Here is an 18,011-nt window from a genome sequence, read left to right on the forward strand (position 1 = left end):
TCTAGTAGTTTAGAATTAACTCCTTAATTAAACTTCTAACTTTTGGTTCTGCGGCTTTAGCAGCTTCTAAAACTTCATCATGAGAGATTGTACCGATACTTTCTTCGTTACCCATATCCGTAATTACTGATATTCCAAAAGTTTCTAAATCCATATGACGCGCAACAATAACTTCTGGAACAGTTGACATTCCTACGCAGTCAGCACCGAGAATTTTTACCATTTTATATTCGGCTAATGTTTCAAATGTTGGTCCTTGCAATCCTAAATATATTCCCTCCTGCACCTCAATATTTAGCTGTTGCGCTAACTCAGTTGTTTTCGCAATCATTTTTCTAGAATACGGTTCGCTCATATTTACAAATCGCGGTCCAAAACGTTCGTCATTTTTTCCACGTAAAGGGTGTTCTGGTGTCATATTAATGTGATCTGTAATCATAACAATGGAGCCCACTTTATAATTTGGATTTACACCACCGGATGCATTAGAAACTACTAATTTCTGCACACCTAAAAATTTCATCACACGCACTGGAAAAGTAACTTCGGTCATCGAATATCCTTCATAAAAATGAAATCTTCCTTGCATTGCCACTACTTTTTTATCGCCAATTGTTCCAAAAACTAACGCACCTTTATGACCTTGAACAGTTGATACCGGAAAATTTGGAATTTCATCGTAAGGCAAAGAATGTTCTACGTTCATTTCTTCAGTAAAACTGCCTAATCCCGATCCTAATATTACACCATATTCTGGCTTGAAATTGATTTTCTCGTTAATAAAATTAACGGTTTCTTGAACTTGTTCCCACATAATTTAAAATTGTTTTATCAAAATTATCCCCCGAGGATGCAGATTTGGAAAGAAAACGACTTTGTATTGGTAAATAAAAAAGTTGTCCGCCTGGTAAAATTCCTTTTAATCTTACATAATCTTTCTCGGTCGAAATAATGATTTTGTTTTGAGCTAAATTTTTAATTTTTAAAATGTCTTTATCTGTAAAATGATGATGATCTGGAAAAGACAAACAGATATCATTTTTATTATCAAAAAAGGCAAAAAATGAATCTGGCTTTGCAATTCCTGCAAGTAGTACTTTGGGAGTTGTTTTAATTTCATCAACTTTCACTTTGCGACTTTCGCTTAGGATAAAATTATCATAACTGATAAAAGTAAAATATAATTCTTGTTTTTCGGAAAGTTTTAACTTATTTCTGATCATTTGTTGTTCCTCAATTGAAAGCGAGGAAGGGCATTTTGTAACAATAATTATAGAGGCTCGCTGAGCACCACTGCTACTTTCACGTAAGTTTCCGGTGGGCAAAATAAAATCATTTACATAAAGATCTCCGTACGAAGTTAGTAAAATGTATAATCCTGCTTTGACTTTTCGGTGTTGAAAAGCGTCGTCCAGCAAAATAATGTCTGGTTTGTTTTTTTGCAAAAGCAATTGTTCGATACCTTTTTTTCGATCGGCATCAACTGCAACTTGAATATTTGGGAATTTATTAAAAAATTGAAAAGGCTCGTCACCTAGAATTGCTGCAGTAGTATTGGTTTGTGCCAAAATAAAACCAGAAGATTGCCTTTTATAACCCCGACTTAGAGTTGCAACTTTATATTTATCACACAGCAACCGAATCAAATATTCAATTTGAGGAGTTTTACCAGTGCCTCCAACACTTAGATTCCCAACAGCAATAATAGGCACATCAAATGAATGTGATTTTAAAATATCATTATCAAATAGAATATTCCGAATACACGTAATCAAACCATATAAAATGGAGAAAGGAAAGAGTATTTTTCTAAGAAAGTTCATAGCGCGAAAATAGCAATTTGATCTGAAACGACGAATTTAATCCTTTTTATTTCATCAAATGATTTATATTTGGTCTTGTTGTTTTTACATTTCATTCTTAGCTTTAGTAAAACTTTCTACACAGCCAATTGCAAAAAAATGATAAAGCAAAAGGCGTTACTGAAAATGCAAAAGCAAGAAAAAAAGGTGTAGCTGTTATTATAAATGCGAGATTAGGAAAAAACTGCGAAAAATACAAATACGGGCGAAAGTTTTTATGGGATACAAAGGGCAAATTGAACACCTAAATATACGATTGACTGTTATAAAATTGAAAATAATAATTTTACTATAAAATGAAAATAAAAGAAATTATAGCTGTACTTGAAGAAATGGCACCACTCGCCTATGCCGAAGATTTTGACAACGTTGGTTTATTAATTGGTGATCAAGAATCAGAAGCGACCGGAATATTAGTTTGTCATGATGCATTAGAAAATATAATTGATGAGGCAATAGCTAAGCAATGTAATTTGGTTGTCTGTTTTCATCCAATTTTATTTTCTGGATTGAAAAAAATTACGGGTAAAAATTATGTAGAACGTGCGGTGATAAAAGCAATAAAAAATGATGTTGCCATTTATGCTATCCACACCGCTTTAGACAATCATCAATATGGAGTCAATAAAATTTTCTGTGATGCTTTAGGTTTAGTAAACAATAAAGTTCTAATTCCCAAACAGCGTTTTATTAAGAAATTAATAACTTTCACTATTCCTGAAAATGCGGAACAAGTTAGGAACGCTTTATTTGCTGCTGGAGCTGGAAATATAGGAAATTATGAAAATTGCAGCTTTAATTCAAAGGGCATAGGGACTTTTAAGGGTAATGAACAAAGCGATCCAAAAATAGGGGAACGATTTGAATTTGTTCAAACTGAAGAAATCAAAATTGAAGTCACTTTCGAAAAACATCGAGAAATTGAAATTTTGAAAGCCTTGTTTCAAAGTCATGTTTATGAAGAAGTCGCTTATGAAATTTATGATTTACAAAACGAACATCAAAACATTGGACTAGGAATGATGGGTGAATTGGAAATCCCAATGCAAGAGCAAGACTTTTTACTATTTGTAAAAGAAAAAATGCAAGCTGATGGAATTCGCCATTCTAGCTTTTTAGGCAAACAAGTAAAAAAAGTAGCTGTTTTAGGGGGAGCTGGAAGTTTTGCAATAAAAAATGCAATTCAAGCTGGAGCTGACGTCTTTTTAACTGCTGATTTAAAGTACCATCAGTTTTATGAAGCCGAAAACAGGCTTTTATTAGCCGATATTGGACATTTTGAAAGCGAACGCTATACAAAAAATTATATTGTAGAGTATCTTCGAAAAAAAATCCTTAATTTTGCAGTTATTTTAGCAGAAGAAAATTCAAATCCAGTTAAGTACTTATAGAATATGGCGAATACGAAAGAATTAAGTGTTGAGGACAAGTTAAGAGCGATTTACGATTTACAACTGATTGACTCTAGAATTGACGAAATTAGAAATGTAAGAGGAGAACTTCCTTTAGAGGTAGAAGATTTAGAAGATGAAGTGGCTGGTTTAAGCACACGATCAGAGAAATTGAAGGGAGAGCTTGAGGTTGTCGAGAATCTGATCAAAGTAAAAAAGAATGCCATTGATGAGCATAAAGAAGCCATCAAAAAATATACTAAGCAGCAAGAAACTGTTCGCAACAACAGAGAATTTAATTCGTTGACTAAAGAAGTTGAATTTCAAGAATTAGAAATTCAATTGTCTGAAAAGCAAATTAAAGAAATGAAAGCTTCTATTGAACACAAGAAAGAAGTGATTTTAAATTCTAAAGAGAAATTAGAAGCAAAATCAAATCACTTGAAACACAAAAAATCAGAGCTAGATGCTATAATGGCAGAAACGGCAAAAGAAGAGGCATTTTTATCAGAGAAATCAGCAGAATATCAAGATTTAATTGAAGAGCGCTTATTGAAAGCTTACACTAGAATTAGATCAAGTGTTCGTAACGGATTAGCTGTTGTTTCAATTGAAAGAGGTGCATCTGCAGGGTCGTTTTTTACAATCCCGCCACAAACACAGGTTGAAATTGCTTCGCGAAAGAAAATTATAACAGATGAGCATTCTGGAAGAATTTTGGTCGATAGCACATTAGCCGATGAAGAAAAAGAAAAAATGGAGCAACTATTTGCTAAGTTTTAAATAATTTAGGTCCCGACTCAGATCGGGACTTTTTTTATATAATATTAGTCTGCAATGCAGACTTTTTTCGTTTTGCACGTTTGATAAATTTATACATGAAAAAAACATTTTATTTTTTATTGACTAAATCAGTAGGGACTTATATTAACATGCTGATGTACCTATTTCCAAAAAAGGCGATCCAAATTGCACACGGTCATTTTAGCGAACCTAAAAAGGGTAAAATTACTGCAAGTAATCTTCCTAAAACATTACAAACTGCTATTTTAGAAACTATTGTTGAAAATGGAAATGTAATTCAGACTTACATTTGGAAAGGGAATGAAAACATTATTATGCTGATACATGGCTGGGAAAGCAACTCTTCTCGATGGAAAAAAATGCTGCCTTATTTAATACAATCAAGGAGTACAGTAATTGCAATAGATGGCCCAGGCCAGGGATTGTCGAACGGCAAAGAATTCACAGTTCCAAAATATGCTGAATTTATTGATATTGTTGCAAAAAGATATTCACCTCAATATTTAATTGGACATTCTATGGGAGGACAAACCAGCTTGTATTATCAATATAAATATCAAAATCCGACTATTCAAAAAATGGTTATTCTAGGTGCTCCAAGTGATTTTACAATCATTTTAGCTAACTTTATTAACCTCCTAAGTTTAAATAAAAAAGTTACGAAATCACTAGAAAATAAATATACAAAAGTTTTAGATCTTGATTTAAAGGAGTTTGCTTCTAAGCAATTTGTCTCAAAAATAAAAGTAAAAGGTTTATTAGCGCATGATATTGATGACACTGTTGTTTTATTTAGCGAAGGAAAAAAAATTGCCGACGCATGGAAAGATGTTCAATTTGAGCAAACCAAAGGATTAGGTCATAAATTGCATGACGCTGATTTATATGAAAAAGTGAGTAAGTTCCTCTTCAGCAAAACTTAATCGAATTTAAATTTGTAACTAAATAAGTTTTTATCTAGTCAGCAAATTATCTATTTTTCTAATTAACTAATTTTCTAATTACCTATTTTTGCACCATGGAAGAAAATCTAAAACGGCTCAATAAATTTATAGGCGAAACAGGCTTTTGCTCTCGTCGTGAAGCCGATAAAATAATTGAAGAAGGTAGAGTAACCATTAACGGAATTGTTCCTGAACTCGGGACAAAGGTTTCACCTGATGATGAAGTGCGCATCGATGGGAAATTAATTCGTGAAAAAAATGAGAAACCTGTTTACCTTGCTTTTAATAAGCCCGTTGGGATTGAATGCACGACAAATTTAGAAGTTCGTAATAATATTGTAGATTATATTAATTATCCATCACGTATTTTCCCTATTGGTCGTTTAGATAAAGCATCGGAAGGATTAATTTTTATGACCAATGATGGCGATATCGTTAATAAAATATTACGTGCTAGAAACAATCACGAAAAAGAATATACAGTAACTTTAAATAAATTAATCACAGATCGTTTTATTGAAAAAATGGGGAATGGAATTCCTATTTTGGATACCGTTACTAAAAAATGCAAAGTAGAAAAAATCAGTTCCACTACTTTTAAAATTATTTTGACGCAAGGCTTAAATCGCCAAATTAGAAGGATGACAGAATATCTAGGTTATGACGTCGTTGCTTTAAAACGCATCCGAATTATCAACATTTCATTAGATGTTCCCGTGGGAAGGTTTCGTGATTTAACCGATGCGGAGATTAAAGAGTTAAATGAACTTATTGAGCCTTCCAGTAAAACTGAAGAAGCAAGCCTACCTAAACCGGAACCTGTTGTAAAAAGAAGAACCGAATTTATAAAAAGAGACGATCCAAGGTTTAAAAAGAGAGGTGATTATTGATAGTACAAAAAAAGCGTTTCAATGGTTTGAAACGCTTTTAAATATAACAATTATCCGCAAAAAACTCTATTTATTACGTCTCATTTCCCGTGCTAAAAGTGTGTTTTTCAATAACATTGCAATAGTCATAGGTCCCACTCCACCTGGAACTGGAGTAATAAACGATGATTTTTTACTCACTTCTTCAAAATCTACATCACCTGTAATTACATATCCTTTTTCATTAGATTCATCTGGGACACGAGTGATACCTACATCAATTACTACTACGCCATCTTTCACCATATTAGCTTTTAAATAATTAGGAACACCAAGTGCTGTAATAATGATATCTGCTTGAATGGTAATGTCTTCAATATTTTTAGTGTAACTGTGTGTAAGTGTAACGGTTGAATTCCCAGGAAACCCTTTTCTTCCCATTAATATACTCATTGGTCTTCCTACAATATGACTTCGTCCAATAACTACTGTATGTTTTCCTTTAGTTTCTACTCCGTATCTTTCTAATAATTCTAATATCCCGAAAGGCGTTGCTGGAATAAACGTGCTCATGTCTAAGGCCATTTTGCCAAAATTCTCTGGATGAAAACCATCCACATCTTTGTTTGGATCAACGGCCATTAATACTTTTTGTTCGTTGATCTGCTCTGGTAAAGGCAACTGCACAATGAAGCCATCTATTTCATCATTATCATTTAATTCCTTTATTTTTTTCAGTAATTCAACTTCAGTGATAGTGCTTGGCATTTTTACTAATGTAGATTCAAAACCAACTCTTTCGCAAGCTTTGACTTTACTTCCCACATACGTTAAACTTGCGCCATCGTTACCAACAATTATGGCTGCTAAATGGGGAACTTTTTCCCCTTTATCCTTCATCTTTTGAACTTCGACAGCGATTTCAATTTTTATGTCTTCTGCCGTTTTTTTCCCGTCTAGTAGTTGCATTTTGATTTTAGTTTAAAACACGAATCTGTTTTATTTTAATTCTTTTGGAACTTACAATAAATACATCTTCATTGAATATAGTTGTAGTTGTTTGTCAAAAAAAATAAGGTTTAAAGTTTCATTAATGAAAGTTTAAACCTTAGATAAGTATTATCTCATTCCGGGCATTCCTCCTGGCATTCCGCCTTTCATTCCACCCATCATTTTCATTAAGTTTTTCCCACCAGGACCTTGCATCATTTTCATCATCTTGCTCATTTGCTCAAACTGCTTCATCAATTGATTTACTTGTTCAATCTTCGTTCCAGATCCTTTAGCAATTCGCGCTTTTCTTTTCACGTCAATTAAAGTCGGCTTACTTCTTTCAATGGGAGTCATAGAATGAATAATTGCCTCAATGTGTTTGAAAGCATCGTCTTCTATTTCTACATCTTTCATGGCTTTTGATGCACCTGGTATCATTCCTACCAAGTCTTTCATATTACCCATTTTCTTTACCTGCTGAATTTGAGAAAGGAAATCATCAAAACCAAATTCATTTTTGGCAATTTTCTTTTGGATTTTTCTAGCTTCATCTTCATCAAATTGTTCCTGAGCTCTTTCGACCAAAGTTACAACGTCACCCATTCCTAAAATTCTTTCGGCCATACGAATAGGATAGAAAACATCAATAGCATCCATCTTTTCGCCTGTACCTACAAATTTAATAGGTTTATTAACAATGGTTTTTATCGAAAGTGCCGCTCCACCACGTGTATCACCATCTAATTTAGTTAAGATGACACCATCAAAATTCAATCTATCGTTAAATATTTTTGCTGTATTTACAGCATCTTGACCTGTCATTGCATCCACTACAAATAAGGTTTCATGCGGTTGAATCGCTTTATGAACGCGTTCAATTTCGTTCATCATTTCCTCATCAACAGCTAGACGGCCGGCAGTATCGACAATAACAACATTAAATCCATTTGCTTTAGCGTGTTTGATTGCGTTTTGAGCAATTTCAACTGGATTTTTATTTTCTGGTTCAGAGTAGACTTCAACACCTATCGAATCTCCTACAACATATAATTGCTGAATCGCAGCCGGACGATAAATATCACAAGCAACTAATAAGGGTTTTTTATTTTTTTTATTAAGAAGATAATTAGCTAATTTTCCAGAGAAAGTTGTTTTTCCTGAACCTTGCAGTCCAGACATCAAAATAACCGTTGGATTTCCAGAAAGATTGATTCCTGCAACATCTCCACCCATTAATTCTGTTAGTTCATCTTTAACAAGCTTTACTAACAACTGCCCCGGCTGAAGAGTTGTAAGTACATCTTGACCTAGCGCTTTTTCTTTAACTTTTGTGGTAAAATCTTTAGCTATTTTAAAGTTAACATCGGCGTCAAGCAGAGCTCTACGAACTTCCTTCAGAGTATCGGCTACATTTATCTCCGTGATTTTTCCGTGACCTTTTAATATATGAAAGGCTTTGTCTAATTTATCGCTTAAATTATCGAACATAGTATTGATTTATTTTGAATTGCAAATATAAACTAAATAGGTAATTAGGCAATTAGATAAATTAGATAATTGCTGGCTGTTTTAATAGTTTTTTGACCAAAAAAAATTGATTTTGCGCTAATTCCAAAATCAAAAGTTTGTGTAAATGGCTAGGACTTTCTACGAAGAACACTAATTTGTTACTATTAGTTCCAATATGTAACAAGAGCGTTTTGACAATTAAAAACTGAAAAACACAACCTTAAAGTTGGAAACGTTGAGGAGCGGACAAGATGTTTAAGACAAACTACTTACCAATAAAAAAGCAGCAATTGCGGGTTTTACTGGAACTTTAGAAGGCCAAAATGCTATTCAAACTTCGCTAATTGCCGAAGTTGCTTTCACTTATTTTGAATTACTAGCACTTAACAATGAGTTGGATATCATGAGAAACAATCATTATACAACAAGCGACACTGGATATTATCCGTGTAAAAAAAGAAGCAGCTGTTTTAAATGAACTACCGGTAAAACAATTTGAAGGCCAAGTTTCAAACTCAAAAGGTTTTGAATTTGAAATTCTCCAGCAAATTACAATAGTTGAGAATAAACTGAATTTCTTGTGTCGTCAATTCCCAACAACGATTGTGCGGAATAAAAGTAAATTTAATACTTACGATACTGTTGCGATTAATTTGGGAATACCTTCACAATTACTTCAAAACAGACCTGATATCAGGCACCCAGAATTGGAATTAGCGGCTTCTAAATTTGATGTAAAATCAGTCAAAGCAGCTTTTTATCCGTCATTTGTGATGAATGGAAGTATAGGTTATCAGGCATTCAATACTGCATTGCTATTTCAGTCACCACAATCATTAGCATACACTATTTTTGGAAATTTGACTGCTCCCTTATTAAATCGGAGTGCCATTAAAGCAAAATTTAATACTGCAAAAGCAAAGCAAACAGAAGCCTTGCTGAACTACCAAAAAATTATTTTGAATGGATATGTAGAAGTGGCCAACGAAATATGGAACATTAATAATCTAGAAAAATTATATGAGTTAAAAAACCAAGAAGTATATTTTTATACTCAATCAACTGAGATTGCTAATGATTTATTTGAGTCTGGTAGAGCAACCCATTTAGAGGTTTTGTTGACCCAGCGCACTGCATTAGAGTCAAAGATCAATTTAATTACTACAAAAAAAATGCAGCATCAAGCAATAATTAATTTGTATAAAGCATTAGGCGGTGGCTGGCAGTAAAAAGAATACGACTTGGACATATTATATTCTAGGAAATTTTAATCATACAATTTTAAGATTTCCTAGAATTTATAAATTTTGATCAGTTATAATTGTAATATCTCAATTTTTAAAATATTCATCTTTTGTAAATCTAACTTTTTTAGAAACTGCAGAAATGAAGAAGATCTATAATATATTATCAAATCTCAAAACATCTTAGCTATTTGTAAAAAAGTTAAAATTAATAATTGTTGGATTACTTGAATGTAAAAATTAAAACTTTTACTTCTGTTTGAATTACAACTTCAAAAACAATACTCTTTTAAACGAAAACTTATTATTGAGAATTCTGAGTAATCATTTATATCTAAAAAAAAAGAGATTCAACTTTCGTTGAATCTCTTTTTTTATCTATTCTAAAAACTTTATTTTAAGCTTCTAAATGTGAATTTTCAACTCTTTTCTTATCTTCTTTAGAAATTGTATCCACTAGTATTGGAGTAGCTATAAATAATGAAGAATAAGTACCTACTAAAATACCAATCAACATCGCAAATATAAATCCTCTAATAGATTCTCCTCCAAAGATGAACATAATTAATAAAACCACAATCATTGTCAACGATGTATTAATGGTTCTAGACATTGTAGTATTAACTGACTGGTTTACAATTTCAGAGAAATTACCTTTTGTTTTTCCAGCTAGAAATTCACGAACTCTATCAAATACAATAACGGTGTCATTCATTGAATATCCAATAACAGTAAGGATTGCAGCGATAAAATGCTGATCAATCTCCATTCCAAAAGGCATGAATTTATAACACAGAGAGTAAATTCCTAATACAAAAATAACATCATGCGCAACAGCAGCAATTGCACCTAAACTATACTGCCATTTTCTATAACTGATCATTAAATATAAGAATACCAAAGCCATTGCTCCTATTACAGCCCAATAAGCATTAGTTTTAATATCTTCTGCAACTGTTGGCCCTACTTTAGACGCTTGCAAAATTCCTAGATTTTTTCCATCATAGGCATTTACAAATTTTTCGTAAGTCATATTAGCAGAAAAATGCTTTTTTAAAGTTGTGAACAACAATTTATTTACTTCTTCATCAGCTTTACTTCCTGACTCTTGTACTTTATATTTAGTAGTAATTTTTAATTGGTTATCACTACCAAAAACTTTTACTTCAGCACTGCCATCAAATACTTGCGCTAATTCTGCTTTTACAGTTTCAGTTTCAATTGGTTTTTCAAAACGCACTTGGAAAGTTCTTCCACCTACAAAATCGACTCCTTGATCTAAACCATTAATTGCCAATGATGAAAAACTTACTATTACAATAATTGAAGAAATGATATACGTCATTTTCTTTTTGCCTAGGAAATCAAAATTAAACTTAGTGAACATATTCTTAGAGAAATTGGTCACAAATGTCAAATTATTCTTTTTGTTAATGTTCCAGTCAATAAATATTCGAGCTATAAAAATAGAGGTAAACAATGAAGTTACAATACCAATTAACAACGTAGTAGCAAAACCTTTAATAGGCCCTGAACCAAATATAAATAAGACAGCTCCAGTTAAAATGTGCGTCACATTTGCATCAGTAATCGATGACATTGCACCGGTCCAACTATATGAAGTTTTAATAGCTTGCTCAAGTGTTTTACCATCTCTTAACTCTTCCTTCGCCCTTTCATAGATAATAATATTCGCATCTACAGCAGTACCCATTGTTAAAACGATACCAGCAATTCCAGGTAAAGTTAGCACTGCACCAATACTTGCAAGAATTCCAAATAAGAAAAGTAAGTTAACCGCCAATGCAATATTAGCGTACCAACCCGCTTTACCATAATAAATCATCATCCAAAGTGAAACGATAAGTAATCCTATGATTGCAGAATTTGTACCGTTATCAATAGCTTCTTGTCCTAATGATGGTCCTACCACTTCTGACTGAACGATATCAGCAGCAGCTGGTAATTTACCTGCTCTTAAAACATTCGCTAAATCTTTAGTTTGTGTTACATCAAATGCACCAGAAATTTCAGATCTTCCACCTGAAATTGGTCCACTAGAAACTCCTGGAGCAGAATAAACGACATCATCAAGAACGATAGCAATATTACTTTTTTGAGTATATGCCCTTCCTGTTAACTCTTCCCAAGATTTTGCTCCTTGCCCATTCATTTGCATAGAAACAGCTGGTTTTCCCAATTGGTCAAAAGTATCACTTGCATCAGTTACAACACCACCGCTCATTGCAGGAACATTATCTCTATTTCCTTTTAATGCATACAATTCTACAGCATCGATATCTTTACCTTTTTCGTCTTTTATAGGAGTTGGAATACCCCAAACAAATTTAGCATAACGTTGATCTCCAGCTAACAAAATTCTAATGTCAGCTCTTTTCAAATAACCATTTACAACAGCAGTGTCTTTTGGTGAAAATAAACCTAAAACAGGACCGCCACCTTGACCAATTATTTTATCTAATAATGGATTATTTCCTTTTGAAGCAACAGCTGAATCTTTACCGTCAGACAATAAGGCACTTAACGAGTCTTTGACAACCGGTTTTACCTCAGTAGTTTTAATCTCCGTTTTTTTCAATGTCTCATTAGCAGCCATCAAGAAATTCCCTATCTCTTCAATTTTATAGGTTTCCCAAAACTCTAATTGAGCTGTACTTTGTAATAACTTTTTGATTCTATCAACATCTTTAGCACCTGGAAGTTCTACTAGAATTCTTCCTGATTCTCCTAATTTTTGAATGTTAGGCTGTGTTACACCAAATTTATCGATACGTTTTCTAAGTACTCCAAAAGCACTTTCTACCGATTCATCAACTTTTCTAGAGATTACCTTTTTTACATCTGCATCCGACATTTGGAAATCAACACCACCTTCACCTTGCAAACTTCTGTTTGCAAAAATATCGGGAGAAGCAAGCTTTACAGTTCCTTTTGAATTTGCATCAAAAGCGTCGTAAAAAGCATCTAGATAAGTTTGATTTCCTTTTTGATTTGCAGTTGCATCAGCCAAAGACTTGTTGAAAACTGGGTTTTTAGAATTATTAGATAATCCTTTTAATATGTCTTTAACTGAAATTTGAAGAATAACATTTATTCCTCCTTCTAAGTCAAGACCTTTGTTGATTTGTTTATCACTAACTTCATTGAAAGTAAAATTGGTAAAACCGAGATTAAATACGCTCTCCTTACCTATGGAGTCTAAATATTTAACTTCCTTTTCAGAATCTCCATTAGCAAAAGATTTTGCATCGTTTTTTACTTTACTTGCAACAAAAGTGAAAGAAAGTTGGTAAATACTCACCAATGCAAATAGAATTGCGAAAAATTTAATAAGTCCTTTATTCTGCATTATTACTAAAAATTAATTATTTTTTATTTATTTATTTTTGCTTTAAACCCTATACAGCAACGTTTTATATTTCTTTATACTAATCGAAAGAAATCCAGCAAGTCGCATAATTTTTTTTAAACCGAGCAAATATATAATTAACGCTAAGATTAACCAATTTATTTATTCATTAATCTCAAGAAAAAAGACTGCAAAGTTGCAGTCTTCCATTTCTATTGCGTAATTATTATACTAAAATCGTTTTTAAGGCGTCATTCATTTGTCTAACAGCGTCTGCGCTTTTAGCAAATAATGCTTTTTCAGTTTCATCAAGTTCGATGGCTAAAATTTCTTCTATTCCATTTTTACCAATGATACATGGAACACCAATACAGATATCATTTTGTCCATACTCGCCTTCTACAAAAACAGAACAAGCAATCATTTTCTTTTGATCGTTCAAAATACTATCTACTAAAAAAGCAACTGAAGCTCCAGGAGCATACCAAGCTGATGTTCCTAAAAGTCCAGTAAGGGTTGCGCCTCCTACCATGGTATCAGCAGCAACTTTTTGTAATTGTTCTTCTGAAAGAAATTGAGAAACTGGAATTCCGTTATATGAAGCTAAACGAGTTAATGGAATCATAGTCGTATCACCATGCCCACCAATAACCATTGCTGAAATATCATTTGCTGGTTTATCCAAAGCCAACGACAAATAGGTTCTAAAACGAGAGCTGTCTAAAGCACCACCCATTCCAATAATTCTGTTTTTTGGCAATCCAGTAGATTTCAATGCTAAATAAGTCATTGTATCCATAGGATTAGAAACTACCACAATAATTGTATCTGGAGAATGTTTTAATACATTTTCAGCTACAGTTTTTACAATACCTGCATTAATTCCTATCAATTCTTCTCTAGTCATTCCCGGTTTTCTTGGAATTCCTGATGTAATTACGACTACATCACTTCCAGCAGTTTTCGAGTAATCGTTAGTAACCCCTGATACTTTTGTATTAAAACCTGTATTAGTGGCACATTGCATAATATCTAATGCTTTACCCTCAGCAAAACCTTCCTTAATATCGAGCAACACAACTTCACTAGCAATTCCTCGATAAGAAATCACATCTGCACAAGTTGCGCCTACATTTCCTGCGCCTACAATGGTAACTTTCATATTTTAAAGTTTATTCGGTTATAATTAAATTTAGTTAATATTTTTATTTAATTTCTTTTCAGCTGCAAACGACTATTTATCGTTAGGCATCAATATTTGCATAAACGGCATTCTTCTCTATAAATTCTCTTCTTGGTGGAACCTCATCGCCCATCAACATAGAGAAAACTCTATCGGCCTCAGCTAAACTGTCAATGGTCACTTGACGTAAAGTTCTAAAGTTAGGATCCATAGTTGTTTCCCACAATTGTTCGGCATTCATTTCCCCAAGACCTTTGTAACGTTGAATTCCTGCGCTTCCGCCCATTCTTTCATTTGCTTGATCACGTTGTAAGTCATTCCAAGCATATTCTTTTTTGTTTCCTTTTTTAACTAAATATAAAGGTGGTGCTGCAATATAAATGTGACCATGCTCGATTAATTCCTTCATAAATCTAAAGAAGAATGTCAAAATCAATGTAGAGATGTGACTACCATCGACATCGGCATCACACATAATGATTACTTTATGGTAGCGTAGTTTAGAAATATTTAAGGCTTTACTATCTTCTTCGGTACCAACAGTAACTCCAAGAGCAGTAAATATGTTTCGAATCTCTTCGTTTTCAAAAACTTTATGATGCATTGCTTTCTCCACATTCAAAATCTTACCACGCAATGGTAAAATTGCCTGAAAAGCACGATCACGTCCCTGTTTTGCTGTTCCACCAGCCGAATCTCCCTCTACAAGATATACTTCACATTTTGCAGGATCTTGTTCTGAACAATCCGATAATTTCCCTGGTAATCCACCGCCACCCATTACGGTTTTACGTTGCACCATTTCACGAGCTTTCTTAGCAGCATGACGCGCCTGAGCAGCAAGAATTACTTTTTGAACAATGATTCGAGCATCATTTGGATTTTCTTCCAAATAATTTTCAATCATTTCCGAAACTGCTTGCGAAACCGGAGAAACAACTTCCCTATTACCCAGTTTAGTCTTGGTTTGTCCTTCAAATTGTGGTTCCTGAACTTTTACAGAAATAATAGCTGTAAGTCCCTCACGGAAATCATCTCCTGAAATATCAAATTTTAATTTGTCTAACATTCCAGAGGCATCTGCGTATTTTTTCAAAGATCTTGTAAGACCTGTTCTAAAACCTTGCAAATGCGTTCCTCCTTCGTGTGTGTTGATATTGTTTACGTAAGAGAATATATTTTCAGTATAACTAGTGTTGTAAATTAATGCCACCTCAACCGGAACTTCTCCTTTTTCATTATCCATAGAAATTACGTGTGCAATGATAGGCTCACGGTTTCCATCTAAGTATCTAATATATTCCTTTAAACCCTCATCAGAATGAAAAATTTCAGAGACGAAATTTCCATCTTTATCCAATTCTCTTTTATCGGTAAAAGTGACCGTAATCCCTTTGTTCAGATAAGACAATTCACGCATTCTCGCCGATAAAGTATCGTAAGAATACTCTACTGTTTGAGTAAAAATAGTTGGATCAGGATAAAAAGTAACAATCGTTCCTCTTTTAGTAGTTTCCCCTATTTGTTTAACAGGATACAATGCTTTTCCCTTTTCGTATTCTTGCTCGTATATTTTACCATCACTACTATGAACAGTTGCTCTTAGATGATTTGATAAAGCATTTACCACAGAAACACCCACACCGTGAAGTCCACCAGATACTTTATAAGAATCTTTATCAAATTTCCCTCCAGCACCAATTTTGGTCATTACCACTTCAAGTGCTGAAACACCTTCTTTTTTATGAATACCAACAGGAATTCCACGACCGTTATCCTCAACTGTGATCGATCCATCTTCATTGATATCCACTATAATTGTGTCACAATGGCCTCCCATTGCTTCATCAATTGAGTTATCTACTACTTCATAAACTAAATGGTGTAACCCACGAACTCCCACATCTCCAATATACATCGACGGGCGCATTCTTACATGCTCCATTCCTTCTAATGCCTGAATACTATCCGCTGAATAACTGTCCTTCTTGATTTCTTCGCTCATATTTTCAATTCTAAAAAAATGTAATTTTTGTCTAACAGGCAAATATATAAAAACGCAATTTATATAACCGTTAAAATCCTTTTTAAAGCCTTTAAGTTATTAACATTTGTTCAGTTAAAACTAAAAAAAAAACTTCTAAATTTGAAAGCATTTTCGATCGTTTTGTATCGTTTATGGAATTATTAATTGTCTACAATTGCTTTAGCAATTTTCTTATCCTTTTAAACACCACGGCATTTACTCGTACTACAAGAATTAAGGATTTGTTAATATTTTACAATCAATTTTATAACCTTTTATAAAGCAGCAACTTGCATGTAAAATCTATTATAAATTGATCGATAAAGGATCTGTTTTTTATTGCAATTATATTTTGTAGACTGCAAATGATTTCCAAAATAGCCGCTTCTATTGAACAATATCAGTGTTAGCTATTTTTTCTGTCTCCTCGATGTTCTACTAACTTTTATATTTAAAAATATTAATTATTCTTGTAGTTTATCAATCAACAAAATTAGTTTTTCTACTACAATATATTATTTTCCCAGATTTTAGGGATAATATTTACTTTTTAAATATAGATTTGGATTAGTCCTTGCCATTTGCTCCCAAAGATTATTACCGTTAGATAAGTAGTTTTGCGAAGCATAGTTTCTAAATCCTTGTACAGCATCTTGCTCTAGGCTATCTTTTTCGGTCATAAAATAATCAGTGCCAAAAAGAATTTGGTTGCCGTAAGTTTGTTTAGCTTCTTTCAAAAAAACATCATACAATAAATTATTTCCGTTCTTTTTTTCTAATGCTTCTGCCACGTTATACGAAATATCAGCGTAAACATTAGGATGTTGCGCCATTAAGTTTTGAACTTGATTAAACCAATTTATTTTTGCCACACCGTAAGGTGCTTTTTGTTCATTGTCTTTCTCTAAACCCAGCGAAGCTCTGATTTGGTTGACGCCTCCATAATGTGCGAAACATATTTTGAGTTTATCGGGACGGTTTGCAAAATAATTCAACATCGATTGATAGGAATAGGGCTCCAGAAAATACGAACACGATTTACGACAATTTGCTTTACGATTTAGGTTCAACTTGCGAGAAATCCATTTTCCTTCTTCTATAAATTTTGGAACAATGTAGCGTTGATTTGCATACACATCAAAAATATTCAAATTATTACTAATGTAATTTTTATCAAAATTATAGATTCCGCCTAAATAATAGCAATGTGACATCACAGGTACACCATTTTCAGCCGCCCACTCAAAGGTTTCTTTAAGTTTCTCATCGAAAATATAATGTCCAGTGCTGCAATAAATTTTTAACCCGTGGAACGGATAAACTTGGGTTCCACCTACTTCGATTTTGGTTTCAAAATAGCTTTCAACTGTTTTTCTTATTTCGGTGCCGTTACTTTTCCACCTTGGGTCAAGCCCAAAAAACGGTAAGATATCATTGGGATACGTTTTTTTGATACTTAGCACCTCTTCTATTTGACCTTCAAAACCACTGATTGATCTTCCTACTCCGAGATATTCTAGATTTTGACACAGCGTAATAAATTGCATCGTTTCATTAGGATAACGGGACATCAGATTTTCAAAAACGGTGATTTGGTCGCTGCTTTTTCCAATTTGTAAAAAAGTTGCATATCGCTTAAACATTCCTGAATTAAGTTTTGCTGCTTGACGAATTACCCATGCGCCTGCCTCAGTATTAGTAAACGTATCAACGCGCTTTGCTAAAAAAGCCGGCATATACAACTGCAAAAAATCTTTCGGTGCATTATGCATTGTAAATATGTGCGTGTGTGCATTTTTATATTTATCATTCATGA

General features: G+C 33.3%; 13 protein-coding genes. 5 read left to right on the forward strand and 8 right to left on the reverse strand.

The features are described 5' to 3' along the window. Position 1 precedes the first annotated feature (1 nt). Both BUB42_RS03160 and lpxK read right to left on the reverse strand, forming a co-directional pair. Complete coding sequence (locus tag BUB42_RS03160; RefSeq protein ID WP_073017108.1) at positions 2-814, reverse strand: purine-nucleoside phosphorylase; 813 nt, start codon at positions 812-814, stop codon at positions 2-4. Beyond that, positions 786-1,823 carry a tetraacyldisaccharide 4'-kinase gene (lpxK, locus tag BUB42_RS03165; protein WP_073017110.1) on the reverse strand — a complete coding sequence of 346 codons (1,038 nt, stop codon included), beginning with the start codon at positions 1,821-1,823 and terminating at the stop codon, positions 786-788. The genes BUB42_RS03160 and lpxK overlap by 29 nt, the downstream gene beginning before the upstream one ends. 335 nt (positions 1,824-2,158) lie before the next feature. On the opposite strand from lpxK, the gene BUB42_RS03170 reads away from it, so the two are divergent. From BUB42_RS03170 to rluF, 4 genes are all read left to right on the forward strand, one after another. Next, positions 2,159-3,253, forward strand: coding sequence for a Nif3-like dinuclear metal center hexameric protein (locus tag BUB42_RS03170; RefSeq protein ID WP_073017112.1), 1,095 nt, complete (start codon positions 2,159-2,161; stop codon positions 3,251-3,253). 3 nt (positions 3,254-3,256) lie between these two features. After that, positions 3,257-4,036 (forward strand): zinc ribbon domain-containing protein, encoded by a 780-nt coding sequence (locus tag BUB42_RS03175; RefSeq protein ID WP_073017114.1) that lies wholly within the window; start codon positions 3,257-3,259, stop codon positions 4,034-4,036. A 95-nt stretch (positions 4,037-4,131) separates the two neighbouring features. Next, positions 4,132-4,980, forward strand: a complete 849-nt coding sequence (locus BUB42_RS03180) for an alpha/beta fold hydrolase (protein WP_073017116.1) — start codon at positions 4,132-4,134, stop codon at positions 4,978-4,980. Between the two features lie 95 nt (positions 4,981-5,075). Further along, complete coding sequence (gene rluF, locus BUB42_RS03185) at positions 5,076-5,891, forward strand: 23S rRNA pseudouridine(2604) synthase RluF (RefSeq protein ID WP_073017125.1); 816 nt, start codon at positions 5,076-5,078, stop codon at positions 5,889-5,891. A gap of 66 nt (positions 5,892-5,957) precedes the next feature. Here rluF and BUB42_RS03190 read toward each other — a convergent pair whose 3' ends face one another. Continuing rightward, positions 5,958-6,839 (reverse strand): bifunctional 5,10-methylenetetrahydrofolate dehydrogenase/5,10-methenyltetrahydrofolate cyclohydrolase, encoded by an 882-nt coding sequence (locus BUB42_RS03190; RefSeq protein WP_073017127.1) that lies wholly within the window; start codon positions 6,837-6,839, stop codon positions 5,958-5,960. Between the two features lie 150 nt (positions 6,840-6,989). Beyond that, entirely contained in the window at positions 6,990-8,351 is a 1,362-nt protein-coding gene (gene ffh, locus BUB42_RS03195; protein WP_073017128.1) for a signal recognition particle protein, read from the reverse strand. Between the two features lie 599 nt (positions 8,352-8,950). Here ffh and BUB42_RS03200 point away from each other — a divergent pair. Beyond that, positions 8,951-9,601: a TolC family protein gene (locus BUB42_RS03200; protein ID WP_073017130.1), complete on the forward strand. Its 651-nt coding sequence runs from the start codon at positions 8,951-8,953 to the stop codon at positions 9,599-9,601. 412 nt (positions 9,602-10,013) lie between these two features. Here the strand turns inward: BUB42_RS03200 and secDF are convergent, their stop codons facing one another. The 4 genes from secDF to BUB42_RS03220 form a co-directional block, all read right to left on the reverse strand. After that, on the reverse strand, positions 10,014-12,986 hold the full coding sequence (gene secDF / locus BUB42_RS03205; protein WP_073017132.1) for a protein translocase subunit SecDF: 2,973 nt from the start codon (positions 12,984-12,986) through the stop codon (positions 10,014-10,016). A gap of 226 nt (positions 12,987-13,212) precedes the next feature. Then, positions 13,213-14,148 carry a malate dehydrogenase gene (gene mdh / locus BUB42_RS03210; protein ID WP_073017134.1) on the reverse strand — a complete coding sequence of 312 codons (936 nt, stop codon included), beginning with the start codon at positions 14,146-14,148 and terminating at the stop codon, positions 13,213-13,215. An 82-nt stretch (positions 14,149-14,230) separates the two neighbouring features. Then, positions 14,231-16,174 (reverse strand): DNA topoisomerase (ATP-hydrolyzing) subunit B, encoded by a 1,944-nt coding sequence (gyrB, locus tag BUB42_RS03215; RefSeq protein ID WP_073017135.1) that lies wholly within the window; start codon positions 16,172-16,174, stop codon positions 14,231-14,233. Between the two features lie 551 nt (positions 16,175-16,725). Continuing rightward, a complete protein-coding gene (locus BUB42_RS03220) occupies positions 16,726-18,009 on the reverse strand; it encodes an amidohydrolase family protein (RefSeq protein WP_073017137.1) in 1,284 nt (427 codons plus the stop codon). Positions 18,010-18,011 lie beyond the last annotated feature (2 nt).

Source organism: Flavobacterium micromati, from assembly GCF_900129585.1.
In the GTDB taxonomy this organism is placed as follows: domain Bacteria; phylum Bacteroidota; class Bacteroidia; order Flavobacteriales; family Flavobacteriaceae; genus Flavobacterium; species Flavobacterium micromati.